Origin of the sequence: Enterobacter sp. 301B (assembly GCF_003850715.1) — a bacterium.
Taxonomy (GTDB): Bacteria; Pseudomonadota; Gammaproteobacteria; order Enterobacterales; family Enterobacteriaceae; genus Enterobacter; species Enterobacter intestinihominis.
This window is the reverse complement of sequence record NZ_PQTC01000014.1, coordinates 1-26,697: the sequence shown is the minus strand read 5'-3', so window position 1 is coordinate 26,697 and position 26,697 is coordinate 1. Positions and strand designations below refer to the sequence as shown.

The following is a 26,697-nucleotide window of genomic DNA, read 5'->3' as shown; positions in this document are numbered from 1 at the left end:
CGTCGGCGCATTCGCTTGACGACAATTTGAGCGCATGTTAACAGAATGTTTTGCCTTTATTTGGCCCGTCAGATAAGGAACATTCATGTTACGGTACAGTCTCTTAACCGCCGGGCTTATGCTCGGCGCCTCCGCCTTTGCCGCCCCGGCAGGCGACCTTCCCTTAATGCCCTGGCCTGCGAAGGTTGAACGTCCGACCACGCAGGGTGCGCTGGTGCTTAACAATCAACTCACCGTGAGCGTCATCGGCGACGATCTGGGGGATGCGGTCAACCGCCTGCGCCAGCGCATCGCCCTGCAAACTGGCTGGACGCTACAGCCGCAGGCCGAAAAACCTGATAAGCCAACCATCCGTATTTCCATCGCTGAAAAGGTGAAGCCGCAGCCGCTGCCGGACAGCGATGAGAGCTATAAACTCACGGTGGACGCCAACGGCGTAAATATCTCCGCCAACACCCGCTTCGGCGCGCTGCGCGCCATGGAAACCTTGCTCCAGCTGATGCAGAACGGTGCCGAAAACACCTCGATTCCGTGGGTTACCATTGAAGATTCGCCGCGCTTCCCGTGGCGCGGGCTGCTGCTCGATTCAGCGCGCCATTTCATCCCGTTACCCGATATCAAACGCCAGATCGACGGCATGGCCGCGGCTAAGCTCAACGTCCTGCACTGGCATTTGACGGACGATCAGGGCTGGCGCTTTACCTCGAAGCGTTATCCAAAATTAACCCAGCTTGCCAGCGATGGGCTGTTCTACACCCCGGAGCAGATGCGCGAGATTGTGCGTTACGCTGCCGAGCGCGGCATACGCGTGGTGCCGGAAATTGATATGCCGGGCCACGCCTCGGCGATTGCCGTCGCCTACCCGGAGCTGATGAGCGCGCCGGGGCCGTACGCCATGGAGCGCCACTGGGGCGTGCTTAAGCCAGTGCTGGATCTTACCAAAGAGCCGACCTATACCTTTGCCGACGCGATGGTCAGCGAACTGGCGGCGATCTTCCCGGATCCGTATCTGCATATTGGCGGCGATGAGGTTGACGACAGCCAGTGGAAAGCGAACGCTGCGATCCAGAGATTCATGCGCGACAACAAACTGGCGGACAGCCATGCGTTGCAGGCGTATTTCAACCGCAAGCTGGAGACGATCCTTGAGAAGCACCACCGGCAGATGGTTGGCTGGGATGAGATCTACCATCCCGATCTGCCGAAAAGCATTCTGATCCATTCCTGGCAGGGACAGGACGCGCTGGGGCAGGTGGCGCAGAACGGCTATAAGGGCATTCTCTCTACCGGTTTCTACCTCGATCAGCCGCAATCCACCGCCTACCACTACCGCAATGAAATTGTGCCGCAGGGGTTGAACGGCGTGGATGTGATAGCAGACACCGACAGCGTCCAGAGCTGGGCTTTCTCGATGCCGCGTCTGAAAGGCAAGCCGGTGGAAGGCAGCTTTACGCTGGTGAAAGGCGATGCTGGCTGGCGCGGATTCATTGATTTTGCCGGGAAATCGCGTCGGGCGGTGGATAACATTCAGTGGCGGGACGACAATCAGGTAACGTTTACCGTTGATACCTGGATGGGTGAAACGCGTCCGGTCGTTTCTGTTGAGAACGATAAGCTCAGCGGCTATTTCCTGGTGGGTAACGCCCGCTACCCGATTAGCGGCACGCGTCTGGACGAGGTGCCGAAAGGCGTTCCGCCGGTGGTGCCGGACCCGGCGAACGAGGCCAATCTGCTCGGCGGTGAAGCCGCGCTGTGGGCGGAAAACGTAGTCGCGCCAGTGCTGGATATCCGTCTGTGGCCGCGCGCCTTTGCGGTGGCGGAGCGGCTTTGGTCGGCGAAGGACGTCAACGACATCGACAACATGTATACCCGGCTCCAGGCGATGGACAGTTGGTCCACGGTATCGGTTGGGCTACAGCAGCATACCCAGCAGCAGGTACAGTTCACGCGCCTCGCTAATAATGCGGATACCTTGCCGCTGCAAATCCTCGCCCAGGCGCTTGAACCGGCGCAGTATTACACCCGCCAGCATCTTAAGTTCCAGGCCGGAAACTATCATCAGTTTGAGCCGCTCAACCGGCTCGCTGACGCGCTAAACGCGGAAAGTGCGACCGTGCGTCAGATGAATAAATGGGCTGACCGTCTGGTGAGCGATGCGGAAGACACGGAGAGCGCCGACGCGCTGCGCCACGTCTTTAACCGCTGGCAGAACAACACCAGCGACGTGCTGGCCTTGAGCGAAAACAGCTATCAGTTGAAGGCCATCAAACCGGTAATTCAGGAGGTGGACAAGCTGGCCTCGATTGGCCTGCGGCTGACGGATCTGGTGGCGCGCCAGGGAACGCTGGATGATAAAGAGATCGCGTCGATCCAGAGCGAACTGGATAACGCGGCGAAAATCCAGGACGAGGTGGTGATTGCGGCGGTCTATCCGCTGGAGACGCTGCTACGCGCCACGCGGAATCAGTAACACACATGCCCGGTGGCGCTGCGCTTACCGGGCCTACGTGGTGTGTAGGCCCGGCAAACGAAGTGCCGCCGGGCGTAAAGGCCACTCAGTTCTTCATAACCCACGCCTCTTTCCAGTGTGCGCCAACGCCTGGCTCATACTGGTTTGCGGTTGGGCTGTACTGCACGCAGAAGCCGCTGTACGGGAAAGGCTTACATTCGTAGGTCTTACCGTCTTTAGGCTGAAGCACCACGGTACCTGCCTTGTACGACGCGATATTGTCCGGGAAGGTAAAGTCGTGGTGGCCGGTGCTGTCCGCGGCTGCATCGCTTTCCAGCATCAGGTTCAGCACGTCCTGGGCGAACATCGTGCCGTCTTTATTGGTCGCGTAGTATTTCAGCATATGGTGTCCCGCCGTCACGTCAGTCAACGTCATGGTCACGTCCTGATTGACGTTGTTCATGTCCTGCTTCAGGTAACCTTTTTCCGCACCGTGGTGGTTCATCACGTGCGCTTCAAAATTAACGTCACCCTGCGTGTTGACGTGGAAGGTGACGGTCGCGTTGCCATGTTCGATTTTGCTGTATTGCAGATCGGAAACGGCGATGGTCTCGCTCACCTGCGCTTTTTGCTCTTCATAGGAGATGGCAACGGATTTCAGCGTGCTGCCCTCTTTCACGAATACGCTGTTGGCGCCGTGAACCGGGCTGATGTCACCGGCTTCATCTTTAACACCGACGCGGACATCGCTCTGAGCGGTGTTGATCTTCTGCGCCAGATCGTAAGACCACTGGTTAGCGTCGCCTTGTTCAGCAGAGCCGATGGTCATTTCGGTACGCATGGCGGTCACTTCACCGTTGGCGTCGAAGAAGCGTGCGATAACCTTATCGCCCACGTTCAGGTTATTACCGGCAATCTGGCCGCTCAGGGTATTGCTCCATTCGGAAACGATCGCAGGCGTTTCGTCCGGGGTTACGTTGCCACCATTCCCGAAATCAACGTCAATGGCCTGATAAAAGCTATTTGAGGTGTCCGCAATTTCCCACACGCCGTAAATAACCTGGTACCCCGTACGCGCAGGAACATTGCAAGTCATGGATTTTGTTACGGCTGGTGCCTGACTATTTCCGTTGATCGTACAGAATGGAGTTAATTCAAATTGATCGCGAGTCAGCGGCTTATTTGGATCCCAGTTTTGTTTGGTGATGTAATAGCGCCAGTTAGTGGTTTTATGCGGTGCAGTATGATGCCAGACGAACTCATGCGGGCCTGCCGTTATTGGGTTTTTGGTCCAGGCATTCAGGCTTTGCTTATCCAGCTGAGAATACTGGGAAATACCTGCACTGGCGAGCTGGCCGTCCGGCGGCATAGCGCCGGTCGGGAAACCGGAAGTTTTTTCCACGCTCTGCGGTTCATACTGTACAGCGCCGCAATCAATATTTTGGCCAAGCTTACACATATAGGCGCGGCTGGCTGGAGATTCAATATAGCCGTGAGCAAATGCCGACGATGCAACGGTCACTGTCGCGAGGGCAAGTGCAATTTTTGAAAGTTTCATTACTCATCCATTATTAGAGAATATTACCGGGTGGAGAAGCTTAATAATGGACGGTGCGATTTGTCATTTTATATGGAGAGTAAAAATAGTCGAAATAAAAAGGACAGCTAAGCTGCCCTTTCTTAATTGAATTGAATTAGCGACGTACGGCAATCGCTTCAATTTCAATTTTCACGTCTTTTGGCAGACGCGCCACTTCCACGCAAGAGCGAGCCGGGAAGGTCGCGTTGTGCTCGGTGAAGAACGCTTCGTAAGTGGCGTTAACGGTCGCGAAATCATTCAGATCTTTCACGAACACGGTGGTTTTGACGATATCGCCCACTTTCAGACCGGCAGATTCCACGATCGCCTGCACGTTTTCCAGCGACTGACGCGCCTGCGCCGCTACGTCGGCGGGCACTTCACCGGTTTTTGGGTTCACCGGGATCTGACCAGAAGTGATGATCATGCTGCCCAGATCAACGCCCTGAACGTATGGGCCGATAGCCGCTGGTGCATTTTCCGTCGCGAGTACTTTGCTCATTTTTTCTCCAGAATTACAGCGTTAAGAATGTTCCCGGCCATTATAACAGCCGGGATTTCATTACCAACCTCAATTAGTTGGCCAGCACCACATAATGAGAAAACTCTTTTTCGCAGTATTTGCATTTGAGTGCGATGTCATTGGCGCGTTTTTTCACTGCGAAACTGGAGGAAACCGGCTCAGCATGACTGATGCAGTTGCTGTTCGGGCAGACCAGCACGCTTTCGATGCGATCCGGCAGGCTTGGGCGGGATTTGCCCACCACGTCGTAATCGTCGATGCGGTTAACCGTGGCGTCCGGCGCGTACAGCGACAGCTGGTTAACCTGCTCGTCGGTCAGGAAGGTGTTCTCGATTTTGATCAGGTCTTTACGGCCCATTTCGCCCGACGGCAGGTTCAGGCCGATGGTGATGCGCTGGTCCGTTTCGGTCAGTTTGAACAGCGTCAGCAGCTTAAAGCCCACCTGCGCAGGGATGTGGTCAATCACGGTGCCACGCTTGATGGCTTCAACCTGGAGTTTGTTATCGTGTGTCATGGTCGTCTCCCCTTACAGAGCTAATTCGCGATTCAGAACCAGTGCCAGTAACGCCTGGCGAGCGAAGATGCCGTTTCCGGCCTGCTGGAAGTACCAGGCGTGCGGCGTTTTGTCCACGTCTGTGGTGATCTCATCGATGCGCGGCAGCGGGTGCAGCACCTTCATATTGTCACGCGCGCCTTCAAGGTCGCTGGCGCGCAGCACGAACTGCGCCTTCACGTTGGCGTACTCGGACGGATCCAGACGCTCTTTCTGCACGCGGGTCATGTAGAGAATATCCACGTTGCCCATCACCTCTTCGATACTGGCGTGCAGGCTCCACGCGATGCCTTTCTCGTCCAGCATGTCGAGAATGTACTGCGGCATCGCCAGCGCGTCCGGCGCGATAAAGAAGAAGCGGTTGCCGTTAAATTTCGCCAGCGCCTGGGTCAGGGAGTGGACGGTGCGGCCATATTTCAGGTCGCCGACCATGGCGATGTTCAGGTTCTCAAGCGTGCCCTGCGTCTCCTGAATGGTGAACAGATCCAGCAGGGTCTGCGTCGGATGCTGGTTAGCACCGTCACCGGCGTTCAGTACCGGAATGCCGCCGGAAAACTCGGTCGCCAGACGCGCCGCGCCCTCCTGCGGGTGGCGCATCACAATCGCGTCAACGTAGGTACTGATAACCGAAATGGTATCCGCCAGGGTTTCGCCTTTTTTGCCCAGCGACGTGTTGCTGCTGTCCGAGAAGCCCACCACGCTCGCGCCCAGACGGTGCATGGAGGTTTCGAAGGAGAGGCGGGTGCGGGTCGAGGCTTCGAAGAAGCAGCTCGCAATCACCTTGTGCTTCAACAGCTCCGGTTGCGGATTGGCCTTCAGTTTTGCCGCGGTTTCCAGAACCAGTTCCAGCTCTTCGCGGCTGAGGTCGTTTATGGAAATGATGTGTTTTTGATAAAGCGGATTCATGTTTATCTCCTGACGCCGGGCAAAAAAAAGCCCCTCAAATGAGGGGCTCTGGGAATAGGTTTAGCAACGGGAAGAAAAACGGCAGGCCAGCGTCTGATTTCAGACGCGGTAAGACGTTATGTCGTACACGATTGACCATGCTTCCTCCCGGCAAATTGTCGGGCATTATACGCAGCTCGCTTTTGGGATCAAGCGATTTAATGCACGCTTTACTCAATGCAAACGGTTCTTTGTGAATATTAATGCGTTCTGAGTAAATAATTAATTTGCTTATGTACCAGCGCGGTGCGCTTCACTACGCGGGGCGCGACCCAGACAATACTGCTCCCGGCCACTACACCTAAAATTTCCGGTAACTGGTGATAATCCAGAATACGCGCCACCGCGCGGCCATATCCGGCGACGGTATGGATAAGGATAAATTCGCTGTTGTGCTCCACGCTCACCACCATTTCAGAGACCGTACGCGCCGCGTCGGGGGCCGGGCGCAGCTGGGGATTCAGCGAATAAATCTTTAGCCCTTTGGCATTGCGAATTTTTATGACACCAAGCAACTTGAGCAGACGTGAAACGGTGGACTGGCTGATGGTCTCAAAACCACGCTCCTGTAAGTCACGGCGGATCTCTTCCTGGGAGAGATAGCTCTTTTCCGCGATCAGACGCTGGCAGACCGTTAGCTGTAGTTGCTCTTTGGGAGAGTACTCTTCGTAATCCATCATAGTTCCCATATCAGTTCCCGAAATAACCGGTCGCACCGCACCGATCCGTAGGCCGGATAAGCGCAGCGCCATCCGGCAAATCACAACAAAGCGCCCAGGCTTAACGCCACCATAATCACCACCGTTAAAATCCCCAGCAGCGGCGCGACCCATTTCAGATAACGCACGTAGGGCACGCGGGCGATAGCCAGCCCGCCCATCACGACGGCAGAGGTGGGAGTGATCAGGTTGACGATGCCGGACGCCGACTGGTAAGCCGTAACCACCAGGTCGCGGTTGACGTTAGCGAAATCGGCAAGGGGCGCCATGATCGGCATCGTCAGAACGGCCAGGCCGGACGAAGAAGGCACAAGAAACGACAGCACCACTTCCAGCCAGTACATCACGTTGATGAACGCCACCGTCGACAATCCGGTGACCATTCCCTCGGCGCTGTGCAAAATGGTGTGGGTAATCATGCCCTTATCCATGATCACTACGATACCGCGCGCGATGCCGATTATCAGCGCGACGCCCAGCAAATCTCGCGCGCCGTTGATAAAGGTTGAGGTCAGCTCCTCTTCGCTCATGCGGGCGATCAGCCCGACGATAATGGCACTGGCGAGGAACACCGCCGAAATCTCCGCCATCCACCAGCCCAGCACCGCCACGCCGTAGATCATCACCGCGAAGGCGAGGGCGAAGATCACCAGGATGAGTTTGCGCACCGGGGTAAATTCCAGCGACTGCTCGCCCTTGTTACCGAGAAAGTGGGCGAGATTTTCTTCCTGCTTATCCGCCACGATCGACAGCGACGGATCCTTGCGCACCTTGCGGGCGTAGCGCATTACCCACGCCACGCAGATGATCCAGCCGATCACCAGCAGCGCGATGCGTAGCATGATGCCGTTGGTGAAGGGGATCCCGGCGGCGTTGGCGGCGATCACCGTGGCGAACGGGTTGATGGTGGATCCGAGCGTGCCGATCCCCGCGCCGAGCAGCACGGTAGAAGCCGCAACCACCGGATCGAACCGCGCTGCCAGCATCACCGGCACAAGTAAGGTATAGAAGGGTAGCGACTCTTCGGCCATGCCGTAAATCGTGCCGCCGGCGGCAAACAGCGCCATCAGGATCGGGATCATCCACTCTTCGCGGCCGCGTAGTCGGGTGGTGACGCGCTCGATCCCGGCGTCTATCGCCCCGGTTTTAGTGACGATCCCGAGGAATCCCCCGATGATCAGAATAAACAGCGCCACGTCGATCGCCCCGGCCTGGCCGGACTCCGGATCGTACAGCCCGGCAATCGGCGCCATCAGCACGGAGACGAGCCCCTGCGGGTGCGCTGCCACGTGCGCGTAAGTGCCCGCAACCGGCACTTCTTTGCCGAGCGCCTCGTTCATCGTCATATGGTACTGCCCGGCCGGAACAATCCACGTCAGCACGGCAACCACGGCAATCAGAAAAAAGAGAATGGTATAAGCGGAGGGAAATTTGAACTTGCCCATGATGTTCTCCTGAACCCGGCGCACCCCGCGGCGCGCCGGGCGGTGATTAGTCGCCGAGTGTCGCCACCATGACCGCTTTAATGGTGTGCATGCGGTTCTCTGCTTCGTCGAAGACGATGGAGTTCGGGGATTCAAAGACCTCTTCCGTCACCTCCAGCCCCTTCAGGCCGTACGCCATCTCGATTTCGCGGCCCACTTTGGTATGTTCGTTGTGGAACGCCGGCAGGCAGTGCATGAACTTGACGTTCGGGTTACCGGTGGCCTTCATCACGTCCGCATTAATCTGATACGGCTTCATCAGGCTAACGCGCTCGGCCCACGCCTCCTTCGGCTCGCCCATGGAAACCCAGACGTCGGTGTAGAGGAAATCGGTGCCCTGCACGCCTTCTCCCACATCGTCGGTGAGGGTGATGCGCGCGCCGGTCTCTTTGGCGATGGCGCGGCACTGCTCAACCAGCCCGGCCTCCGGCCAGAAGGATTTCGGCGCCACAAGGCGGATATCCATCCCCATTTTGGCCGCGCCGACCATCAGCGAATTACCCATGTTGTTGCGCGCGTCGCCGAGATAAGCAAAGCTCAGCTCCGGCAGGGTTTTGCCCGGAGAGTGCTCCAGCATGGTCATCAGGTCGGCAAGGATTTGCGTGGGGTGGAACTCGTCGGTCAGGCCGTTCCACACCGGCACTCCCGCGTATTCGCCCAGCTCCTCAACGATGGCCTGGCCGTAGCCGCGGTACTCGATGCCGTCATACATGCGGCCCAGCACGCGCGCGGTGTCCTTCATCGACTCTTTGTGGCCAATCTGCGAGCCGCTTGGGCCGAGGTAGGTGACCTGCGCGCCCTGGTCGAACGCGCCCACTTCAAAGGCGCAGCGGGTGCGGGTGGATGTTTTTTCAAAGATCAGGGCGATGTTTTTCCCGACCAGGGTTTGTTTTTCGCGACCGGCTTTTTTAGCGGCCTTCAGCTCGATGGCGAGGTCGATCAGGTACTGGATCTCCGCCGGGGTGTAGTCCAGCAGTTTCAGGAAGTTGCGGTTTTTCAGGTTGATGGTCATGGGTAAATCCTTTTTAAAATTAATGTCTAAGACCTTACCCCTCACCCCAGCCCTCTCCCCAAAGGGGAGAGGGTGTAATCGTCCCCTCTCCCCTTTGGGGAGAGGGTTAGGGTGAGGGGAAATGGGTGCTCAGTTACGAATCAACGTGCCTTTCTCGCCCGCCAGGATCTCCGCGCCGTCGGCCAGCGCGCCGATCCCGGCAATGCCGTTGCAGGCTTCAACAAACTCGCGGCAGGCGGCCACTTTTGGCCCCATCGATCCGGCGTCGAACTGCATGCCTCTGAGCAGTTCCGGCGTGACCTGCGCCAGCGGGCGCTGGGTCGGCTTGCCCCAGTCGAGGTACACTGCGTCGGCATCGGTGAGGATCAGCAGGGCATCGGCCTCGATCTGCCGCGCCAGCAGAGCGGCGGAGAGGTCTTTGTCTATCACCGCCTCAATGCCGCGATAACCGTTGGCGTTTTCCACCACCGGCACGCCGCCGCCGCCGTTGCAGATGACCAGGTGGTCGCGCTGAATAAGCGCCGTAATGGCGTCGCTCTCCACGATGCGCTTCGGCTGCGGAGAGGGCACAACGCGGCGGAAATAGGCCCCGTCGACCTTGAACACCCAGCCTTTTTCCGCGGCCAGCGCTTTCGCCTGGGCTTCGCTGTAGACCGGGCCGATGTACTTGGTCGGGTTGCTGAACGCCGGGTCGGCGGCGTCCACTTCCACCTGCGTGAGCAGGACGCTGACCTCGCGCTGGGGCAGATTGTTTTTCAGCGCCTGCTGGAGCATGTAGCCGATCATTCCCTGGCTTTCGGCGCCAAGAACGTCCAGCGGGTAGGGAGTGACTTTGTCGTAGGCGCTGTTTTGCAGCGCCAGCAGTCCGACCTGCGGGCCGTTGCCGTGCACCAGCACCACGCGCCACTGTTCCGTTAAGCCGGCGATGGTGCGGGCGGCCTGCTCGATGTTCTGGCGCTGGATCTCCGCTTCCAGCGGCTCGCCGCGCTTGAGCAGCGCGTTGCCGCCAAGGGCCACAACCAGAGTGGGTTTTCGTTCCATGATGGCTCCTTTAAATTCCGTCGCGTTCCAGTGGGCAGCTCATGCAGCGCGCGCCGCCGCGACCGCGTCCCAGCTCGTCGCCCGGGATCGGCAGCACGGTGATGCCCGCTTTGTCGTATTTCTCGTTGGTCCAGACGTTGCGCTCGTAGCCGATCACCACGCCCGGACGGATGGTCAGGACGTTGTTGGCGTCGTTCCACTGCTCGCGTTCGGCTTCAAAGGCATCGCCGCCGGTGGTGATCAGGCGCACCTGGTTAATGCCGAGGGCTTTCTCGATGGCGTGCAGCAGGTCGGTTTCCTGGGTACGCAGCAGGCCGCCGCGTCCGTCCGGGGTGAGCGTCCAGCACTGGGCGTCCTTGCGCACCACTTCCGGGTAAACGGAGAAGGTGTCCACGTCGATGTGGGTCATCACGGTGTCGAGGTGCATGCAGGAGCGATGTTTCGGCAGCTCAACGGCGATCACGCGCTCGGCCTGACGATGTTTAAACAAGCTGTTGGCGAGGAACTCCACGCCCTGCGGCGTCGTGCGCTCTGACATGCCGATCAATACCGCCCCGCGGCCAATCACTAATACGTCGCCGCCTTCCAGGGTGGCGTGGTCGTAATTAATATTCTCGTCGCCGAAATACTTAATAAACTCGCCATCGGCAAATGCGGGGTGCCAGCGATATATTGCGCGCAGATTATTGGTTTCGCGCTGACGGGCCGGTTTCGCCATCGGATTAATGGACACGCCGTTATAAATCCAGCAGGAGGTATCGCGGGTAAATAAGTGGTTCGGCAGCGGTTTCATAATAAAATCATTCGCCGTGTGGGTATCGACCACCATATTTTTAATAGCCGCCGGAATTTCACCGTAGGTTAATCCGCCGCTTAATCGGCGCGCCAGTTCCCGGTGCGGCATATCCGCCAGCCAGCCGCGGACGTCGCCGGCAAAGGCTGGGCCGAGGCGGTAGTCGGAGATTTGTGTTTCAAGAAGCCAGGCTTTTGCTTCGGCAATATCAAGCGTTTGCGTAAGAAGGTCGGTCAATAGCAGGACTTCCACACCCTGCTCGCGCAGCGTGTTTGCGAAGATATCATGCTCCTCTCCCGCCCGCTCAACCGAGAGCACGTCATCAAATAACAACTCCTGACAATTCGATGGCGTTAAACGTTTAAGACTTAAATTAGGACGGTGCAGCATAACGCTACGCAATTGACCAATTTCAGAACCGACGTAATGCTTTTCCATAATTATTCCTTTAACTGTTTTTCAGAATAAAAAGGGCATGCGCCATTTGATGTATTTAATTTCATGGCGGCTAAGCTCAATTGATTTCGTGATTCATAGTAGGCGCTTAAATAATGGTTATTGTGACGCTGCTCACGCGAAAACCGATATTGAGCAGTTTATTTTCAATTGCATGATTCGTATCAGATAATGATTAATTTCATATTATTACGGGATGAATAGCTAAGCAGGAACGGGTGGCAATATTTGAGGTTGTTATTGTTTTGTAGAATTACATGCTTTGAAATATTTAGTTATGCTGTTGATTTTAATGAATAAAATTTTGCCTCGAGAATAGCTATGCAATAATGACAGTTAACTATTTTTCACTTAAGAGAAATCGATAAATAATTATGGATTTTTAAAGGAAATAACCGAAGTGATAAAGTGTGATGCAACAACAGGTTTTGTGAGTTACGTTTTAAATTCAGCGAGTTAGATAAGTTGCGTAAAGCTTTTGAAATGAGGTTATGCATAACGACTGCATAAATGCCTTTATGTAATTAACAGTGAATTAACACATTTTCCGATAAACATGCGCTGGCGCAAATCTTGTCTAAAAAGGGCTGGTATGGGAGAGGCGATTCTCGTATAAAAGATAAAAATGAAACAATGTTTTAATTTGAGGGTTGTATCATGATTATTGGCAATATTCATCATCTCCAGTCCTGGCTACCAGAAGAGCTGCGCCAGGCCATTGAGCACGTCAAGGCCCACGTCACCGACGCGACGCCGACCGGCAAGCACGACATCAGCGGCAACAGCCTGTTTTATCTGGTATCGGAGGAGATGACCCAGCCGTTCGCTGAGCGTCGCGCTGAATACCATGCACGCTACCTGGATATTCAGATTGTGCTGAAGGGGCAGGAAGGGATGACCTTCAGCACCCTGCCGCACGGCACGCCGGACACCGACTGGCTGGCGGACAAAGACATCGCGTTCCTGCCGGAAGGCGAGCAGGAGAAAACCGTGGTGCTGAGCGAAGGGGATTTCGTGGTGTTTTACCCGGGCGAAGTGCATAAGCCGCTGTGCGCGGTGGGTGCACCTGCTAAGGTCAGGAAAGTGGTTGTTAAGATGCTGGTGGAGTAACCCTTACCCCTCACCCTAACCCTCTCCCCAAAGGGGAGAGGGGACTTTACCACCCTCGCCCCTTTGGGGAGAGGGCCGGGGTGAGGGGTTAGCGGACATTATGTGATCCAGCTTAAACTTCCCGCACTCCCTCCTCATCTCCCATTTACCTGTGCTTTTTCTCCGTCATAGTATGATCGTTAAATTAATGAACACTGTTCTATAATGTAGAACAAAATGATTCAGCAAGGAGATCACATGCCGCAGTCCGCGTTGTTCACGGGTATCATTCCCCCTGTCTCCACCATTTTTACCGCCGATGGCCAGCTCGATAAACCGGGCACCGCCGCGCTGATCGACGATCTGATCGCGGCAGGCGTTGACGGCCTGTTCTTCCTGGGCAGCGGCGGCGAGTTCTCCCAGCTCAGCGCCGAAGAGCGTAAAACCATTGCCCGCTTTGCTATCGATCATGTCGATCGTCGTGTGCCGGTCCTGATCGGCACCGGCGGCACCAACGCCCGGGAAACCATTGAGCTGAGCCAGCACGCGCAGTTGGCGGGCGCGGACGGCATCGTGGTGATCAACCCTTACTACTGGAAAGTGTCGGAAGCGAACCTGATCCGCTATTTCGAACAGGTGGCCGACAGCGTCACGCTGCCGGTGATGCTCTATAACTTCCCGGCGCTGACCGGGCAGGATCTGACCCCGGCGCTGGTGAAAACCCTCGCCGACTCGCGCAGTAACATCGTCGGCATCAAAGACACCATCGACTCCGTCGCCCACCTGCGCAGCATGATCCACACCGTTAAAGCGGCCCATCCACACTTCACCGTGCTCTGCGGCTACGACGATCATCTGTTCAATACCCTGCTGCTCGGCGGTGACGGGGCGATCTCGGCCAGCGGTAACTTTGCTCCGCAGATGTCGGTAAATCTTCTGAAAGCCTGGCGGGATAAAGACGTGGCGAAAGCGGCTGAGTATCATCAGACCCTGCTGCAAATCCCGCAGATGTATCAGCTGGATACGCCGTTTGTGAACGTCATTAAAGAGGCGATCGTGCTCTGCGGTCGTCCAATTTCTACGCACGTCCTGCCACCAGCCTCGCCGCTGGACGAGCCGCGTAAGGCGCAGCTGAAAACCCTGCTACAACAGCTCAAGCTCTGCTGAGCCGGACGATAACGATGACCATTGAGAAAATTTTCACCCCACAGGACGACGCGTTTTATGCGGTGATCACCCACGCGGCGGGTCCGCAGGGCGCGCTGCCGCTGACTCCGCAGATGCTGATGGAATCCCCCAGCGGCAACCTGTTCGGCATGACGCAGAACGCCGGGATGGGCTGGGACGCCAACAAGCTCACCGGCAAAGAGGTGCTGATTATCGGTACTCAGGGCGGCATCCGCGCCGGAGACGGACGCCCGGTTGCGCTGGGCTACCACACCGGACACTGGGAAATCGGCATGCAGATGCAGGCGGCAGCGAAGGAGATCACACGCAACGGGGGGATCCCGTTCGCGGCCTTCGTCAGCGATCCGTGTGACGGGCGCTCGCAGGGCACGCACGGCATGTTCGACTCCCTGCCGTATCGTAACGACGCGGCGATCGTGTTTCGTCGTCTTATCCGCTCTCTTCCGACGCGGCGGTCGGTGATCGGCGTGGCAACCTGCGATAAAGGGCTGCCCGCCACCATGATTGCGCTGGCCGCGATGCACGACCTGCCGACCATTCTGGTGCCAGGCGGAGCGACGCTGCCGCCGACCGTGGGGGAAGATGCGGGCAAGGTGCAGACCATCGGCGCGCGCTTCGCCAACCATGAACTCTCCTTGCAGGAGGCCGCCGAGCTGGGCTGCCGCGCCTGCGCGTCGCCGGGCGGCGGGTGTCAGTTCCTCGGCACGGCGGGCACCTCGCAGGTGGTCGCGGAAGCGCTGGGTCTGGCGTTGCCGCACTCCGCGCTGGCGCCGTCCGGACAGGCGGTGTGGCTGGAGATCGCCCGCCAGTCAGCGCGGGCGGTGAGCGAGCTGGATAACCGCGGCATCGCCACGCGCGATATCCTTACCGATAAAGCCATCGAAAACGCGATGGTGATCCACGCGGCGTTCGGCGGCTCCACTAATTTACTGCTGCACATTCCGGCCATTGCCCACGCGGCGGGCTGCACGATCCCGGACGTTGAACACTGGACGCGCGTCAACCGCAGGGTGCCGCGCCTGGTGAGCGTGCTGCCCAACGGCCCGGACTATCACCCGACCGTGCGTGCGTTCCTCGCGGGCGGCGTGCCGGAAGTCATGCTCCACCTGCGCGATCTCGGCTTGCTGCACCTGGATGCCATGACCGTCACCGGCCAGACGGTGGGCGAGAACCTCGACTGGTGGCAGAGCTCGGAGCGCCGTAAGCGCTTCCGCCAGTGCCTGCGCGAGCAGGACGGCGTGGAGCCGGATGACGTGATCCTGCCGCCGGAGAAAGCAAAAGCGAAAGGGCTGACCTCGACGGTTTGCTTCCCGACGGGCAACATTGCGCCGGAAGGATCGGTGATCAAGGCCACGGCGATCGACCCGTCGGTCGTCGGTGAAGATGGCGTTTACCGCCACACCGGCCGGGTGCGGGTGTTTGTCTCGGAGGCGCAGGCGATCAGGGCCATCAAGCGGGAAGAGATTGAGCAGGGCGATATCATGGTGGTGATCGGCGGTGGACCGTCCGGCACCGGCATGGAGGAGACCTACCAGCTCACCTCCGCGCTGAAGCACATCTCGTGGGGCAAAACGGTGTCGTTAATCACCGATGCGCGCTTCTCGGGCGTGTCGACGGGCGCCTGTTTCGGCCACGTGTCGCCGGAGGCGCTGGCGGGCGGGCCGATAGGCAAGCTGCGCGATAACGACATCATTGAGATTGCGGTGGACCGCCTGACATTAACAGGCAGCGTAAACTTTATCGGTACCGCGGACAACCCGCTGACGCCGGAAGAGGGCGCGCGCGAGCTGGCACGGCGGCAGGTGCATCCGGACCTGCACGCTCACGACTTTTTGCCGGACGATACCCGGCTGTGGGCGGCATTACAGTCCGTGAGCGGCGGCACCTGGAAAGGCTGTATTTATGACACCGATAAAATCATTGAGGTAATTAACGCCGGTAAAAAAGCGCTCGGTATTTAATTATTTTGTGAGAGAAAATCGTCTGCGGAAAATAGTCCGCGGGCGGTTTTTACGTGCCTGCAATTTACTAATTTAAACAATAAGTTGCGATATATCGTTGACGTCACAAAAGCGAAATAACGTAATTCAGAAATAAGATATGAGCATTGCTGGTTAATTGAACAGCTCATTACACTCCATTAACACGATGTTGTAATTCAGCACACTACATAAGGGTGTAATTCTGATGACGCAATTAACCATGAAAGACAAAATTGGCTACGGGCTGGGTGACACCGCCTGCGGCTTCGTCTGGCAGGCCACGATGTTCCTGCTGGCCTATTTCTACACCGACGTCTTCGGCCTCTCCGCGGGCATTATGGGGACGCTGTTTTTAGTCTCCCGCGTGCTCGACGCCGTGACCGACCCGCTGATGGGGCTGCTGGTAGACCGCACCCGCACGCGGCATGGCCAGTTTCGCCCGTTCCTGCTGTGGGGCGCCATCCCGTTCGGCATCGTCTGCATGCTGACCTTCTACACGCCGGACTTCTCCGCGCAGGGCAAAATCATCTACGCCTGCGTGACCTATATTCTGCTGACTCTGGTCTACACCTTCGTTAACGTCCCGTACTGCGCCATGCCGGGCGTCATTACCGCCGACCCGAAAGAGCGTCACGCCCTGCAGTCCTGGCGTTTCTTCCTCGCCGCCGCGGGGTCGCTCGCCATCAGCGGCATCGCGCTGCCGCTGGTCAGCATCATTGGCAAAGGCAACGAGCAGGTGGGTTATTTCGGCGCCATGTGCGTACTGGGCCTGAGCGGCGTGGTGCTGCTCTACGTCTGCTTCTTTACCACCAAAGAGCGCTACACCTTTGAGGTGCAGCCGGGTTCGTCGGTGGCGAAAGACCTTAAGCTGCTGCTGGGCAACAGCCAGTGGCGCATCATGTGTGCCTTCAAGATGATGGCGACCTGCTCCAACGTGGTGCGCGGCGGGGCGACGCTCTACTTCGTGAAATACGTGATGGATCACCCGGAGATGGCGACCCAGTTTTTACTCTACGGCAGCCTCGCCACCATGTTCGGCTCGCTCTGCTCCTCCCGCCTGCTGGGCCGCTTCGACCGCGTTACCGCCTTCAAGTGGATCATCGTCGCTTACTCGCTGATTAGCCTGCTGATTTTCGTCACCCCGGCGGAGCACATCGCGCTGATTTTTGCCCTCAACATTCTGTTCCTGTTCGTCTTTAACACCACCACGCCGCTGCAGTGGCTGATGGCCTCTGACGTGGTGGATTACGAGGAGAGCCGTAGCGGTCGCCGCCTCGACGGGCTGGTGTTCTCCACCTACCTGTTCAGCCTGAAGATTGGCCTGGCAATTGGCGGGGCGGTGGTGGGCTGGATCCTGGCGTACGTCAACTACTCCGCCAGCAGCAGCGTGCAGCCGGTCGAGGTGCTGACCACCATCAAAATTCTGTTCTGCGTGGTGCCGGTGGTGCTCTACGCGGGCATGTTCATCATGCTTTCGTTCTACAAGCTCACCGACGCCCGCGTGGAGGCCATCAGCCAGCAGCTGATCAAGCACTGCGCGTCGCAGGGCGAGGCCGTTCCCGACGCTGCGACAGCCGCATCCCATTAACCGGAGGCAACATGGAAATTACTAACCCGATACTCACCGGCTTCAACCCGGACCCGTCCCTGTGCCGTCAGGGCGAGGACTACTACATCGCCACCTCGACCTTCGAGTGGTTCCCGGGCGTGCGCATCTACCACTCCCGCGATCTGAAAAACTGGTCGCTGGTCAGCACCCCGCTGAACCGCGTGTCGATGCTGGACATGAAGGGCAACCCGGACTCCGGCGGCATCTGGGCACCGTGCCTGAGCTACGCCGACGGGAGGTTCTGGCTGCTCTACACCGACGTGAAGATTGTCGACTCGCCGTGGAAAAACGGCCGCAATTTTCTCGTCACCGCGCCGTCCATCGAGGGGCCGTGGAGCGAGCGGATCCCGATGGGCAACGGCGGGTTCGATCCCTCCCTGTTCCACGACGACGATGGCCGCAAATACTACCTCTACCGCCCGTGGGGGCCGCGCCACCACAGCAACCCGCACAACACCATCGTGATGCAGGAGTTTGATTCGCAGACTGGCACGCTCTCGCCCGAGCGCAAAACGCTGTTTACCGGCACGCCGCTCTGCTACACCGAAGGGGCGCATCTTTATCGCCAGGCGGGATGGTACTACCTGATGGTTGCCGAGGGCGGCACCAGCTACGAGCACGCCGTCGTGGTGCTGCGCGCAAAAACCATCGACGGGCCGTACGAGCTGCACCCGGACGTGACGATGATGACCAGCTGGCACCTGCCGGAGAACCCGCTGCAAAAGAGCGGTCACGGCTCGCTGCTGCAAACCCACACCGGGGAGTGGTATATGGCCTACCTCACCAGCCGCCCGCTGCGCCTGCCCGGCGTGCCGCTGCTGGCCTCCGGCGGGCGCGGCTACTGCCCGCTGGGGCGCGAGACCGGCATCGCCCGCATTGAATGGCGCGACGGCTGGCCGTACGTGGAAGGCGGCAGGCACGCGCAGCTGACCGTGCCCGGCCCGCAGGTGGCGGAGCAGCCCGCAGCCGCTCAGGGTAACTGGCGGGATGATTTCGACGACAGCACGCTTGACCCTGAATTGCAGATTCTGCGCATTCCGTTCGACGATACCCTCGGCTCGCTTACCGCCCGCCCGGGCTACTTACGGCTCTACGGCAACGACTCGCTCAACTCAACCTTTACCCAGTCGACCGTGGCGCGCCGCTGGCAGCATTTCACCTTCCGGGCCGAGACGCGGATGCAGTTCTCGCCGGTCCACTTCCAGCAGAGCGCGGGGCTGACCTGCTACTACAACAGCAAAAACTGGAGCTACTGCTTTGTGGACTACGAGGAGGGGCAGGGCAGAACGATTAAGGTTATTCAGCTCGACCACAACGTGCCGTCATGGCCGCTGCACGAGCAGCCGATTCCGGTGCCGGAACAGGCCGAGAGCGTCTGGCTGCGGGTGGACGTGGATAAACTGGTCTACCGCTACAGCTACTCGTTCGACGGCGAGACATGGCACGCCGTGCCGGTCACCTATGAGGCGTGGAAATTGTCGGACGACTACATCGGCGGGCGCGGTTTCTTCACTGGTGCGTTTGTGGGACTGCACTGCGAGGACATCAGCGGCGACGGCTGCCACGCGGACTTCGACTACTTCACCTACGAGCCGGTATAGCCCAGTGCGCGTGAGAGCTCGAGCCCGGCCTGCTGAAGCTCCTCGCGGAAATTAGCCAGCTCGGCGTCGTCCACGCGCGAGGTCAAGGTCGACAGGCTCAGGGCGGCAATCACGCGGGATTGGTGGTTCCACACCGGCACCGCCACGCAGCGCACGCCCTGCTCGTTCTCTTCGCTGTCCAGGGCGTAGCCTTGTTCGCGGGTCTGCGTCAGGGCAGTCATTAACGCTTCCCGGGAGGCGAGGGTGGAAGGGGTATAGGTGGTGTATTGATAGCCCTCCAGCAGGGCGTTCAGCTCGGCCTCGCCCAGCCAGGCAATCAACACCTTGCCGATGGCGGTGGCGTGAACCGGCAGGCGGCGGCCGATGCGCGAATAGGCGATGGCGGCCAGCTTGCCTTCAATCTTCTCGATATAGACCCCTTCACGACCGTCCAGGATCCCCAGATGGGTGGTCTGCCCGGTCCGCTGGGACAGCTCCGTCAGCCAGCCTTTCGCCTTCTGGCGAATATCGATGGAGCCCACGACGAAATGACCGCGCTCAACCAGCTTCATGCCGAGGCGATACTTACCGTTCTCCGGGTTCTGATCGATATAGCCGTGAAGCTGGAGGGTTTTCAGCAGCGAGTGGAGGGTACTCTTGCTCAGCCCCATCAGTTTGCTGATGTCGGTGATCTTAAGCTCGGTGGCCTGCTCGTTGAACAGGTCGAGGATCTGCAACGCACGTTCAACAGACTGAATAATCGGCATAATGCTGGCATGTCCACGCTGGAATGAAGGCGAAAACGTACCTTTTTCAGGGTGAAAAATCAATGAAATGGCGCCGGTTTGCTCCCTCTCCCCGTGGGAGAGGGCCGGGGTGAGGGCATAAGGCCGCAGCGTTGCCTGATTCGCCCGGCGGCGCTACGCTTGCACGGGCCTACGGGTTGTGTTTTCTCCCTCTCCCTGTGGGAGAGGGCCGGGGTGAGGGCACCAGGCCGCATCGTCGCCTGATTCGCCCGGCGGCGCTGCGCTTGCACGGGCCTACGGGCTGGGTGTTCTCCCTCTCCCTGTGGGAGAGGGCCGGGGTGAGGGCACCAGGCCGCATCGTCGCCTGATTCGCCCGGCGGCGCTGCGCTTGCACGGGCCTACGGGCTGGGTGTTCTCCCTCTCCCCGTGGGAGAGGGCCGGGGTGAGGGCACCAGACCGCAGAGGAGTCAATCACTCCCCAAGCGTCGCCACCATCACCGCCTTAATCGTATGCATCCGGTTTTCCGCCTGGTCGAAGACGATACTCGCCGCCGACTCAAACACCTCGTCCGTCACTTCCATCCCGCCGTGCAGATCGAACTCCTTCGCCATCTGCTTGCCGAGCGTAGTCTGGTCGTCATGGAACGCGGGCAGACAGTGCAGGAACTTCACGTTCGGGTTGCCGGTCAGCGCCATCATTTGCGCGTTCACCTGATACCCCCTCAGCAGCGCAATCCGCTCCGCCCACTTCTCTTTGGCTTCGCCCATCGACACCCACACGTCGGTATAGATAAAGTCCGCGCCCTTCACGCCCGCCGCCACGTCTTCCGTCAGGGTGATTTTCCCGCCGTGCTTTTCCGCTAGCGCACTGCACTCCGCCACCAGGCTCTCTTCCGGCCAGCAGGCTTTCGGGGCCACCAGGCGTAGATCCAGCCCGGTCAGCGCCGCCGCTTCCAGCATCGAGTTGCCCATGTTGTTGCGCGCGTCGCCCGCGTAGACCAGCGTCATCTCGTTAAACGCCTTGCCCGGCAGGTGCTCCTGCATGGTCAGCAGATCCGCCAGCAGCTGCGTCGGGTGGAACTCGTTGGTCAGCCCGTTCCACACCGGCACGCCCGCATACTGCGCCAGCGTTTCGACGACTTCCTGGCCGTGACCGCGATACTGAATGCCATCGTACATCCGCCCGAGCACGCGTGCGGTATCCTTAATTGACTCTTTATGCCCAATCTGGCTGCCGCTCGGCCCTAACCAGGTAACGCGCGCGCCCTGATCAAATGCGGCAACTTCGAAAGAGCAACGTGTACGGGTTGAGTCTTTTTCGAAGATGAGCGCGATGTTTTTGCCAGTAAGCTTTTGTACTTCCTTGCCATTTTTTTTATCGGCTTTGAGCTGTGCGGCAAGAGTCAGCAGAGAAGTGAACTGTGCAGGGGTAAAGTCGAGCAATTTCAGAAAGTGTTTCTTGTACAGATCAGACATTTTATCCTCGCATGGCGAACGCCACTTATTGAATTAAAATTCACTTTATATGTGTAATTATTCATTTGCAACCCCGTTTCACAAATCTTTCCAACAAAGGTGGAGGCAAACCCGTCCGTGTGTGAAAATAGAAGTATCTGCCGCACTTTAAAGAGGATTGACCCATGGCAAACCCGGAATTACTGGAAGAGCAACGCGAAGAGACGCGTCTGATTATTGAAGAACTGCTGGAAGACGGTAGCGATCCGGACGCGCTGTACACCATCGAACACCATTTCTCTGCGGACGACTTTGAAGCGCTGGAAAAAATGGCCGTGGAAGCCTTCAAGCTGGGTTACGAAGTGACCGAGCCGGAAGAGCTGGAAGTGGAAGAGGGCGACACCGTCATCTGCTGCGATATCCTGAGCGAAGGCGCGCTGAAGGCGGAGCTGATCGACGCGCAGGTAGAACAGCTGATGAACCTGGCCGAGAAGTTTGAAGTGGAATACGACGGCTGGGGAACCTACTTCGAAGATCCGAACGGTGAAGATGGCGAAGAAGGCGACGACGAAGATTACATCGACGAAGACGACGACGGCGTGCGTCACTAAGCGTTTCAGGCGGTGGCGCGCGCCACCGCTTTTTTCAAGGCAGAACCATGGATTACCCGCAGATACTCGCCCCCGTACTCAACTTCCTTCAGTGCCCGACCCCGCAAGCATGGATTGATAAAGCCCGCGACCCGGCGAACCTGCCGCTGCTGCTCACCGACCACATGGTGTGCGAACTCAAGGCCGCCCAGACTGCGCTATTACTCGTGCGTAAATACATCGCCGACGAAAGCGGTGCCGATGCGCTGCTCGACTGGCTCAAGCCCTACGAACTGTTCACCTTCCGCGACGGCCCGGAGCCGGACTTCATCGCCCTGCACAAGCAGATTGGCAAAAGCGTGATGCCCAAAACCGACGACCCGTGGGGCCAGGCGCTCATCGACAGCATGGTGCTGCTGATTAAAGAGGAGCTGCACCACTTCTGGCAGGTGCGCGAGGCGATGCTGGCCCGCGACATTCCCTACGTCAAAATCACCGCCAGCCGCTATGCCAAAGGGATGCTGAAGGAAGTGCGCACCCACGAACCGCTGACGCTGATCGACAAGCTCATCTGCGGCGCCTACATCGAAGCCCGCTCCTGCGCACGCTTCGCCGCGCTGGCCCCGTTCCTCGACGACGACCTGCAGAAGTTCTATCTCTCGCTGCTGCGCTCGGAAGCGCGCCATTATCAGGACTACCTGACGCTGGCTCAGCAGTTGAGCGACGACGATATCTCACCGCGCATAAAGCTTTTTGGCGAAATTGAAGCCACACTTATCTCGACACCGGACCACGAGTTTCGCTTCCACAGCGGCGTGCCGGTGTAAACCGGCATAACTCAAGGATAAGGATGCGAGATGAATAAAAAGTGGACCCGTATTGTGATTATCGTCATTGCGGCTGCCGCCGTGGCGTTCTGGGTGTTTTTCGACAGGCAGCGCGCCCCGGAACGGTAGATGGATAACGCCCTCAACGCGATGCCCGCCTGGCAGGTGATTAAGGAGCAGGAGCCCGCGCTGCATCAGCGCATCCTCGACCAGATGGCCGCCCTGCAAAAAGCGGGCGAGCCGGAGCAGCAGATTATCGACACCATCCAGCCGCAGATCCTGCATCTGCAGATGACGCGCCTGCAAAACGCCCCGGACGCCAACGTGGTGAACTACATGACCATCAACATGGAGCAGACCGCCGCCATCCAGAAGGTGAGCGACGACGCCTGCTTCCGCTTCCTCTATCCGATGGTGAAGGGCGGCATCAACCCGATGCGCATGCTGGATAAAGACCTGATGGCGCGGCGCATGCAGGCCGATGCGGACATGATGCGCGCGGCCTACGGCAAAAACCGCCACACCGTGACCCAGGCCGAGCGTGAGGCGGCCGTCGAGGATGTCCGACCGATTATGAAGCAACTTGCCGATCAGTACGGCGAGGACATCCAGCTGCTGCAGATGCCGGAGAAGGCGGCGGGCAAAGAGAAGCTCTCCTGCGATATGGTGCAGGACATGTGGGCGAAGGTGCTGGCGCTGCCGGAGCAGAAGGCGGCAGGGGTGATTCGGCTGGCGGTGTCTGAGCTGGACTGACGGTAGCGCTGGTTTTTTGGGCACTTAGCGCAGGTTTAGCGCGTCGTCGCTTGCATGGCGGCGCGCGACAGGTATAATCCACAACGTTTCCGCATCCCCTTCAGTGCCGAAGTGGCGAAATCGGTAGACGCAGTTGATTCAAAATCAACCGTAGAAATACGTGCCGGTTCGAGTCCGGCCTTCGGCACCAAGTGATGCAATAATTAGCTACCTAAGGGTGGCTTTTTTTGTGTCCATTTCCGTCCAAATTCGTCCATATCCGTCTGTAATTCAAAGATAATTTATTTTCCGGTAATAACCATATTTGTTTTGTGGTATTTCCGTGTTGGTCATTTTTCATTCATTGACATCCACACGATTTGGGGGCCAAATTGGGGGCTTAGACGTAGTTCGATAATAGTGAGGCCCCCAAATGGCACTAACAGATCGCGCTATAGTCCACGCCAAGCCTTGTGGCAAGCCGTATAAGCTCAGTGACTCGCATGGACTTTACCTGCTGGTTAATCCTAACGGTTCAAAACGCTGGTACATCAAGTACCGCTTTGTAAACAAAGAGAAAAAGCTCGCTTTAGGGCCTTATCCGCTTTTGACGCTTGCACAGGCAAGACGCATGCGTGAAGAGGCCCAATTACTGCTGATTTCCGGCATCGATCCGAGTGCACACCGAAAAGCAGAACGCCTTGCGATAACGCCGGAACATACGTTTGAGTCTGTGGCACGCGAATGGGTCACCAGTAACGTGAACTGGTCGGCGGAACATAAGAAGCGGGTGCTGCGTTATTTCGAGCTTTATGTGTTCCCCACGAACGGCAGCTGTGACATCACCAAAATGAAGGTCAAAGATCTGCTGGTGCCCATCAAGGAGGTGGAGAAAGCGGGCAAACTGGATGTTGCTTCCCGGCTTCAGCAGCGCACTGCCTGCGTGATGCGCTATGCCGTCCAGAACGGCATTATCGATCATAACCCTGCATCAGATTTAACCGGCGCGGTTTCCACGCCCAAAGTTCGTCACCACCCGGCGTTGGATCTGAATCTTATCCCTGATTTCCTGGAAAGAATCGACGATTACAAAGGCCGTCATCTGACTCAACTGGCGGTAAAGCTGGCGCTGCTGCTGTTTATCCGCTCCAGCGAACTGCGCTTCGCCCGCTGGGATGAAATTGACCTGCGTAACGCCATGTGGACCATCCCTGCCGAGCGTGAGCCGATCCCCGGCGTTAAATATTCAGCGCGTGGGGCGAAGATGCACTCCCCACACTTGGTCCCATTGTCACGTCAGGCCATCGAACTGCTGCACGAGGTGCGGCAGCATTGCCGACCGGGAACTGAACTGGTGTTCCCCGGCGATCATAACTACCGCAAACCGATGAGTGAAAACACCATCAACAAAGCGCTGCGGGTGATGGGCTACGACACCCAGAAAGACGTCTGCGGCCACGGTTTTCGCACTATGGCCTGTAGCGCGCTGGTGGAGTCGGGTCTGTGGTCAAGTGACGCGGTCGAACGCCAGATGAGCCATCAGGAGCGCAAGCGCGTACGTGCCGCGTATATCCATAAGGCGCAGCACCTAGAAGAGCGCCGGGAAATGATGCAGTGGTGGGCGGATTATCTGGATGCAAACCGGTTCAGGCATGTTGTACCGTATGGCTTCAAAAAGTCGCCGGGAGGCGCACTCGACCATATGAGTTTCCAGGAGCGCAATGACCGGCAGCTAGAGGAGCTGAAAGCCAGAATACTGGCTGACTCGGAATGGCTGACGGCGTCTGAATTATCCGCAAAAGCGGGCTTTCGTTCCGCCGATCCTGATGCTGGCCCGAAAGGCTGGAAAGCCGCTGGGAAGATATTCTCGCTGAAGGTCGATGGTGAAGATTTGTACCCGGATTATGTTCTGGATGAGAAAATGAGGCCCCTCAAGGTTGTCAGGCTGATTCTCTCGCTGTTTAAAGAACGTAAGACCCCATGGGGGCTAGCAATCTGGTTCGGCTCGGCAAATCGCAGGTTGAGAGGAGGGAAGCCGAAAGATTTGTTGGTGTCAAAGTCAGAGTTAGTACTGATGGCGGCGCAGGATGAGGTTGAGTCGGGGGAGTAGGTTGCGGGATAAGGTAGAGATTAAGTGGGGGGATGATGCTCCAGTGGCATTACGAACAAGGTTCTTTAGCAGCATTTACGAAGCAAAAGGTATTGATGTCCATATACTTTTAGGGCATTAATCGCCTAGTTAGACGGCTCTGCACTGTGATGGCAATGCTAAAAACTGAGTGAAAATCAAAGTTTGAATTTTATCCCATTCAGTGATACTGTGTATTTATACAGTAGTGAAAAAATTTAACCTCTTGTAGGTCCTTGGTTTTATGGAATAATAAAATCAATTAATTTACAGGAGTTTTCTTATGCAATTGTTCGCCTTACGTGTGTTAATGAGACCACGCGACCCTGATCTTTTTTCAAAGGGATCTGTTCAAAAAGACATTGTGCATTTTGAAAATGCCATAGTATTCAGCGCGCAAAAGTTACATCTGACATCATCAACACCATCCGTTCATAAGAAAACCAGCTACACCCTGAAGCTGAGTATAAAACCCACTGAAGGTGTCATGGCTGGGGTCATATCAAAACAGCAAAAAATTAAAGGACATGATAAGGATTTTCGCGAATTCGATGTAGACAATTATCCACCTATCGTATGGATCTGGGATAGAGAAGAGCAAGTGTTATTGGTCGAGAAGAAAACAGCGGTATTCAAGGATGCGCATCAAGTTGCTAAGGCATTTGAAGATCTTGCCAACAACGACTATTTGGCCCAATTGGGGCTAAGAGTATTTATCGAAGCTTGCCTTGAAATGGAAGATTTTTGGTCTGAATATCATAGACTTCAGTTTATTGATAAAGTTAGTTTTACGTTGATTACTCCGAATATTTTCGGAAGTAGCAAGCAGGCCTTAACTGACGATTTGCGAAAGCTTGAGGCAGATACTAATGCAAACGCTGTAACCACAACATTTGAAAACACAGATGGTAATTTAAAGCTTAAAGGTTCTCATTGGGCATCTGTTTTTGTTGATTGGGTAAAAGATGGTGGTGGTTCTTGGTTAATTAAAGGTCGAAAAACACTCAAATCAAAACCTACAACTGTATCCAGTAATCAAACGGCCAAGATAGTCCTTATCGAAGGTGAGATTTCAGAAATTCAGTTAGATTGAATCGCCACGGGTTTAACAGACACCTCAGAGTCATTTAAGATGGCTTAAAGAGAGGTGCCCATGAGCGGTAAGCGTTATCCCGAAGAGTTTAAAACTGAAGCAGTCAAACAGGTTGTTGATCGCG

23 protein-coding genes, 1 tRNA gene and 2 pseudogenes are annotated in these 26,697 nt (G+C 57.2%); 13 read left to right on the top strand and 13 right to left on the bottom strand.

Translation table 11 applies throughout. The annotated features are described in order from the left end of the window. Positions 1–85 precede the first annotated feature (85 nt). Positions 86–2,470, top strand: coding sequence for a family 20 glycosylhydrolase (locus C3451_RS15845; protein WP_045620968.1), 2,385 nt, complete (start codon positions 86–88; stop codon positions 2,468–2,470). Positions 2,471–2,555: 85 nt separating this feature from the next. On the opposite strand, the gene gbpA is transcribed toward C3451_RS15845, so the two are convergent. The 5 genes from gbpA to C3451_RS15820 form a co-directional block, all read right to left on the bottom strand. After that, positions 2,556–4,007, bottom strand: coding sequence for an N-acetylglucosamine-binding protein GbpA (gbpA, locus tag C3451_RS15840; protein WP_045620967.1), 1,452 nt, complete (start codon positions 4,005–4,007; stop codon positions 2,556–2,558). 136 nt (positions 4,008–4,143) lie between these two features. Then, positions 4,144–4,530, bottom strand: a complete 387-nt coding sequence (gene ridA / locus C3451_RS15835; protein ID WP_003863373.1) for a 2-iminobutanoate/2-iminopropanoate deaminase — start codon at positions 4,528–4,530, stop codon at positions 4,144–4,146. A gap of 73 nt (positions 4,531–4,603) precedes the next feature. Beyond that, positions 4,604–5,065: an aspartate carbamoyltransferase regulatory subunit gene (pyrI, locus tag C3451_RS15830; protein WP_003863370.1), complete on the bottom strand. Its 462-nt coding sequence runs from the start codon at positions 5,063–5,065 to the stop codon at positions 4,604–4,606. A gap of 12 nt (positions 5,066–5,077) precedes the next feature. After that, positions 5,078–6,010, bottom strand: coding sequence for an aspartate carbamoyltransferase (gene pyrB / locus C3451_RS15825; protein ID WP_003863368.1), 933 nt, complete (start codon positions 6,008–6,010; stop codon positions 5,078–5,080). Between the two features lie 34 nt (positions 6,011–6,044). After that, complete coding sequence (locus C3451_RS15820) at positions 6,045–6,149, bottom strand: pyrBI operon leader peptide (protein ID WP_169806240.1); 105 nt, start codon at positions 6,147–6,149, stop codon at positions 6,045–6,047. Here C3451_RS15820 and C3451_RS15815 point away from each other — a divergent pair. Further along, positions 6,129–6,246 (top strand): annotated as a pseudogene (locus C3451_RS15815) (hypothetical protein). The gene C3451_RS15820 and the pseudogene C3451_RS15815 overlap by 21 nt on opposite strands. Before the next feature lie 3 nt (positions 6,247–6,249). Here C3451_RS15815 and C3451_RS15810 read toward each other — a convergent pair. From C3451_RS15810 to arcA, 5 genes are all read right to left on the bottom strand, one after another. Further along, positions 6,250–6,729, bottom strand: a complete 480-nt coding sequence (locus C3451_RS15810; protein WP_003863366.1) for an ArgR family transcriptional regulator — start codon at positions 6,727–6,729, stop codon at positions 6,250–6,252. 80 nt (positions 6,730–6,809) lie between these two features. Next, positions 6,810–8,213 carry a YfcC family protein gene (locus tag C3451_RS15805; protein WP_045620966.1) on the bottom strand — a complete coding sequence of 468 codons (1,404 nt, stop codon included), beginning with the start codon at positions 8,211–8,213 and terminating at the stop codon, positions 6,810–6,812. Positions 8,214–8,259: 46 nt separating this feature from the next. Continuing rightward, positions 8,260–9,264, bottom strand: a complete 1,005-nt coding sequence (gene argF, locus C3451_RS15800) for an ornithine carbamoyltransferase (protein WP_038415176.1) — start codon at positions 9,262–9,264, stop codon at positions 8,260–8,262. A gap of 129 nt (positions 9,265–9,393) precedes the next feature. Then, the gene (arcC, locus tag C3451_RS15795) at positions 9,394–10,305 is read right to left on the bottom strand and encodes a carbamate kinase (RefSeq protein WP_045620965.1); all 912 of its coding nucleotides are present in this window, start codon (positions 10,303–10,305) and stop codon (positions 9,394–9,396) included. Positions 10,306–10,315: 10 nt separating this feature from the next. Next, on the bottom strand, positions 10,316–11,536 hold the full coding sequence (gene arcA, locus C3451_RS15790) for an arginine deiminase (RefSeq protein ID WP_045620964.1): 1,221 nt from the start codon (positions 11,534–11,536) through the stop codon (positions 10,316–10,318). Between the two features lie 675 nt (positions 11,537–12,211). On the opposite strand from arcA, the gene C3451_RS15785 reads away from it, so the two are divergent. From C3451_RS15785 to C3451_RS15765, 5 genes are all read left to right on the top strand, one after another. Then, entirely contained in the window at positions 12,212–12,664 is a 453-nt protein-coding gene (locus C3451_RS15785) for a YhcH/YjgK/YiaL family protein (RefSeq protein WP_045620963.1), read from the top strand. 237 nt (positions 12,665–12,901) lie between these two features. Further along, entirely contained in the window at positions 12,902–13,810 is a 909-nt protein-coding gene (gene yagE / locus C3451_RS15780; protein WP_045620962.1) for a 2-keto-3-deoxygluconate aldolase, read from the top strand. Between the two features lie 14 nt (positions 13,811–13,824). Next, positions 13,825–15,792, top strand: coding sequence for a xylonate dehydratase YagF (gene yagF / locus C3451_RS15775; RefSeq protein ID WP_045620961.1), 1,968 nt, complete (start codon positions 13,825–13,827; stop codon positions 15,790–15,792). A 226-nt stretch (positions 15,793–16,018) separates the two neighbouring features. After that, entirely contained in the window at positions 16,019–17,401 is a 1,383-nt protein-coding gene (locus tag C3451_RS15770) for an MFS transporter (RefSeq protein WP_045620960.1), read from the top strand. Between the two features lie 11 nt (positions 17,402–17,412). After that, the gene (locus C3451_RS15765) at positions 17,413–19,023 is read left to right on the top strand and encodes a glycoside hydrolase family 43 protein (protein ID WP_045620959.1); all 1,611 of its coding nucleotides are present in this window, start codon (positions 17,413–17,415) and stop codon (positions 19,021–19,023) included. Here the strand turns inward: C3451_RS15765 and xynR are convergent. The 3 genes from xynR to C3451_RS24570 all read right to left on the bottom strand — a co-directional run bounded on the left by xynR (position 19,008) and on the right by C3451_RS24570 (position 21,289). Further along, positions 19,008–19,769 (bottom strand): DNA-binding transcriptional repressor XynR, encoded by a 762-nt coding sequence (gene xynR, locus C3451_RS15760; protein WP_045620978.1) that lies wholly within the window; start codon positions 19,767–19,769, stop codon positions 19,008–19,010. The genes C3451_RS15765 and xynR overlap by 16 nt on opposite strands. Positions 19,770–20,219: 450 nt before the next feature. Continuing rightward, entirely contained in the window at positions 20,220–21,224 is a 1,005-nt protein-coding gene (gene argF, locus C3451_RS15755) for an ornithine carbamoyltransferase (RefSeq protein ID WP_032625248.1), read from the bottom strand. Next, positions 21,194–21,289: a hypothetical protein gene (locus C3451_RS24570; RefSeq protein WP_213083700.1), complete on the bottom strand. Its 96-nt coding sequence runs from the start codon at positions 21,287–21,289 to the stop codon at positions 21,194–21,196. The genes argF (C3451_RS15755) and C3451_RS24570 overlap by 31 nt, the downstream gene beginning before the upstream one ends. A gap of 99 nt (positions 21,290–21,388) precedes the next feature. Here C3451_RS24570 and rraB point away from each other — a divergent pair, with 99 nt between their 5' ends. The 6 genes and pseudogenes from rraB (at position 21,389) to C3451_RS24345 (ending at position 26,573) form a co-directional block, all read left to right on the top strand. Next, positions 21,389–21,814 carry a ribonuclease E inhibitor RraB gene (gene rraB, locus C3451_RS15750; protein ID WP_023299202.1) on the top strand — a complete coding sequence of 142 codons (426 nt, stop codon included), beginning with the start codon at positions 21,389–21,391 and terminating at the stop codon, positions 21,812–21,814. A 47-nt stretch (positions 21,815–21,861) separates the two neighbouring features. Continuing rightward, positions 21,862–22,620 (top strand): tRNA isopentenyl-2-thiomethyl-A-37 hydroxylase MiaE, encoded by a 759-nt coding sequence (gene miaE, locus C3451_RS15745; RefSeq protein WP_124304344.1) that lies wholly within the window; start codon positions 21,862–21,864, stop codon positions 22,618–22,620. Positions 22,621–22,650: 30 nt separating this feature from the next. Continuing rightward, positions 22,651–23,373: pseudogene (locus tag C3451_RS15740) on the top strand (topoisomerase II). A gap of 105 nt (positions 23,374–23,478) precedes the next feature. Next, a tRNA-Leu gene (locus C3451_RS15735) sits at positions 23,479–23,563 on the top strand. A gap of 222 nt (positions 23,564–23,785) precedes the next feature. Continuing rightward, positions 23,786–25,462, top strand: coding sequence for an integrase arm-type DNA-binding domain-containing protein (locus C3451_RS15730; RefSeq protein ID WP_074143872.1), 1,677 nt, complete (start codon positions 23,786–23,788; stop codon positions 25,460–25,462). Between the two features lie 301 nt (positions 25,463–25,763). Further along, on the top strand, positions 25,764–26,573 hold the full coding sequence (locus tag C3451_RS24345) for a hypothetical protein (RefSeq protein WP_240034214.1): 810 nt from the start codon (positions 25,764–25,766) through the stop codon (positions 26,571–26,573). Positions 26,574–26,697 lie beyond the last annotated feature (124 nt).

Excerpts from the sequence above, each read along its gene's own strand:
- argF (WP_032625248.1), bottom strand. The coding sequence starts at position 21,224 with ATGTCTGATCTGTACAAGAAACACTTTCTGAAATTGCTCGACTTTACC.
- C3451_RS15845 (WP_045620968.1), top strand. The coding sequence starts at position 86 with ATGTTACGGTACAGTCTCTTAACCGCCGGGCTTATGCTCGGCGCCTCC.
- C3451_RS15770 (WP_045620960.1), top strand. The coding sequence starts at position 16,019 with ATGACGCAATTAACCATGAAAGACAAAATTGGCTACGGGCTGGGTGAC.
- C3451_RS15805 (WP_045620966.1), bottom strand. The coding sequence starts at position 8,213 with ATGGGCAAGTTCAAATTTCCCTCCGCTTATACCATTCTCTTTTTTCTG.
- miaE (WP_124304344.1), top strand. The coding sequence starts at position 21,862 with ATGGATTACCCGCAGATACTCGCCCCCGTACTCAACTTCCTTCAGTGC.
- pyrB (WP_003863368.1), bottom strand. The coding sequence starts at position 6,010 with ATGAATCCGCTTTATCAAAAACACATCATTTCCATAAACGACCTCAGC.
- pyrI (WP_003863370.1), bottom strand. The coding sequence starts at position 5,065 with ATGACACACGATAACAAACTCCAGGTTGAAGCCATCAAGCGTGGCACC.
- yagF (WP_045620961.1), top strand. The coding sequence starts at position 13,825 with ATGACCATTGAGAAAATTTTCACCCCACAGGACGACGCGTTTTATGCG.
- C3451_RS15765 (WP_045620959.1), top strand. The coding sequence starts at position 17,413 with ATGGAAATTACTAACCCGATACTCACCGGCTTCAACCCGGACCCGTCC.
- gbpA (WP_045620967.1), bottom strand. The coding sequence starts at position 4,007 with ATGAAACTTTCAAAAATTGCACTTGCCCTCGCGACAGTGACCGTTGCA.
- C3451_RS24345 (WP_240034214.1), top strand. The coding sequence starts at position 25,764 with ATGCAATTGTTCGCCTTACGTGTGTTAATGAGACCACGCGACCCTGAT.
- C3451_RS15730 (WP_074143872.1), top strand. The coding sequence starts at position 23,786 with ATGGCACTAACAGATCGCGCTATAGTCCACGCCAAGCCTTGTGGCAAG.
- C3451_RS15785 (WP_045620963.1), top strand. The coding sequence starts at position 12,212 with ATGATTATTGGCAATATTCATCATCTCCAGTCCTGGCTACCAGAAGAG.
- argF (WP_038415176.1), bottom strand. The coding sequence starts at position 9,264 with ATGACCATCAACCTGAAAAACCGCAACTTCCTGAAACTGCTGGACTAC.
- arcC (WP_045620965.1), bottom strand. The coding sequence starts at position 10,305 with ATGGAACGAAAACCCACTCTGGTTGTGGCCCTTGGCGGCAACGCGCTG.
- ridA (WP_003863373.1), bottom strand. The coding sequence starts at position 4,530 with ATGAGCAAAGTACTCGCGACGGAAAATGCACCAGCGGCTATCGGCCCA.
- arcA (WP_045620964.1), bottom strand. The coding sequence starts at position 11,536 with ATGGAAAAGCATTACGTCGGTTCTGAAATTGGTCAATTGCGTAGCGTT.
- C3451_RS24570 (WP_213083700.1), bottom strand. The coding sequence starts at position 21,289 with ATGAATAATTACACATATAAAGTGAATTTTAATTCAATAAGTGGCGTT.
- C3451_RS15810 (WP_003863366.1), bottom strand. The coding sequence starts at position 6,729 with ATGATGGATTACGAAGAGTACTCTCCCAAAGAGCAACTACAGCTAACG.
- C3451_RS15820 (WP_169806240.1), bottom strand. The coding sequence starts at position 6,149 with ATGGTCAATCGTGTACGACATAACGTCTTACCGCGTCTGAAATCAGAC.
- rraB (WP_023299202.1), top strand. The coding sequence starts at position 21,389 with ATGGCAAACCCGGAATTACTGGAAGAGCAACGCGAAGAGACGCGTCTG.
- yagE (WP_045620962.1), top strand. The coding sequence starts at position 12,902 with ATGCCGCAGTCCGCGTTGTTCACGGGTATCATTCCCCCTGTCTCCACC.
- xynR (WP_045620978.1), bottom strand. The coding sequence starts at position 19,769 with ATGCCGATTATTCAGTCTGTTGAACGTGCGTTGCAGATCCTCGACCTG.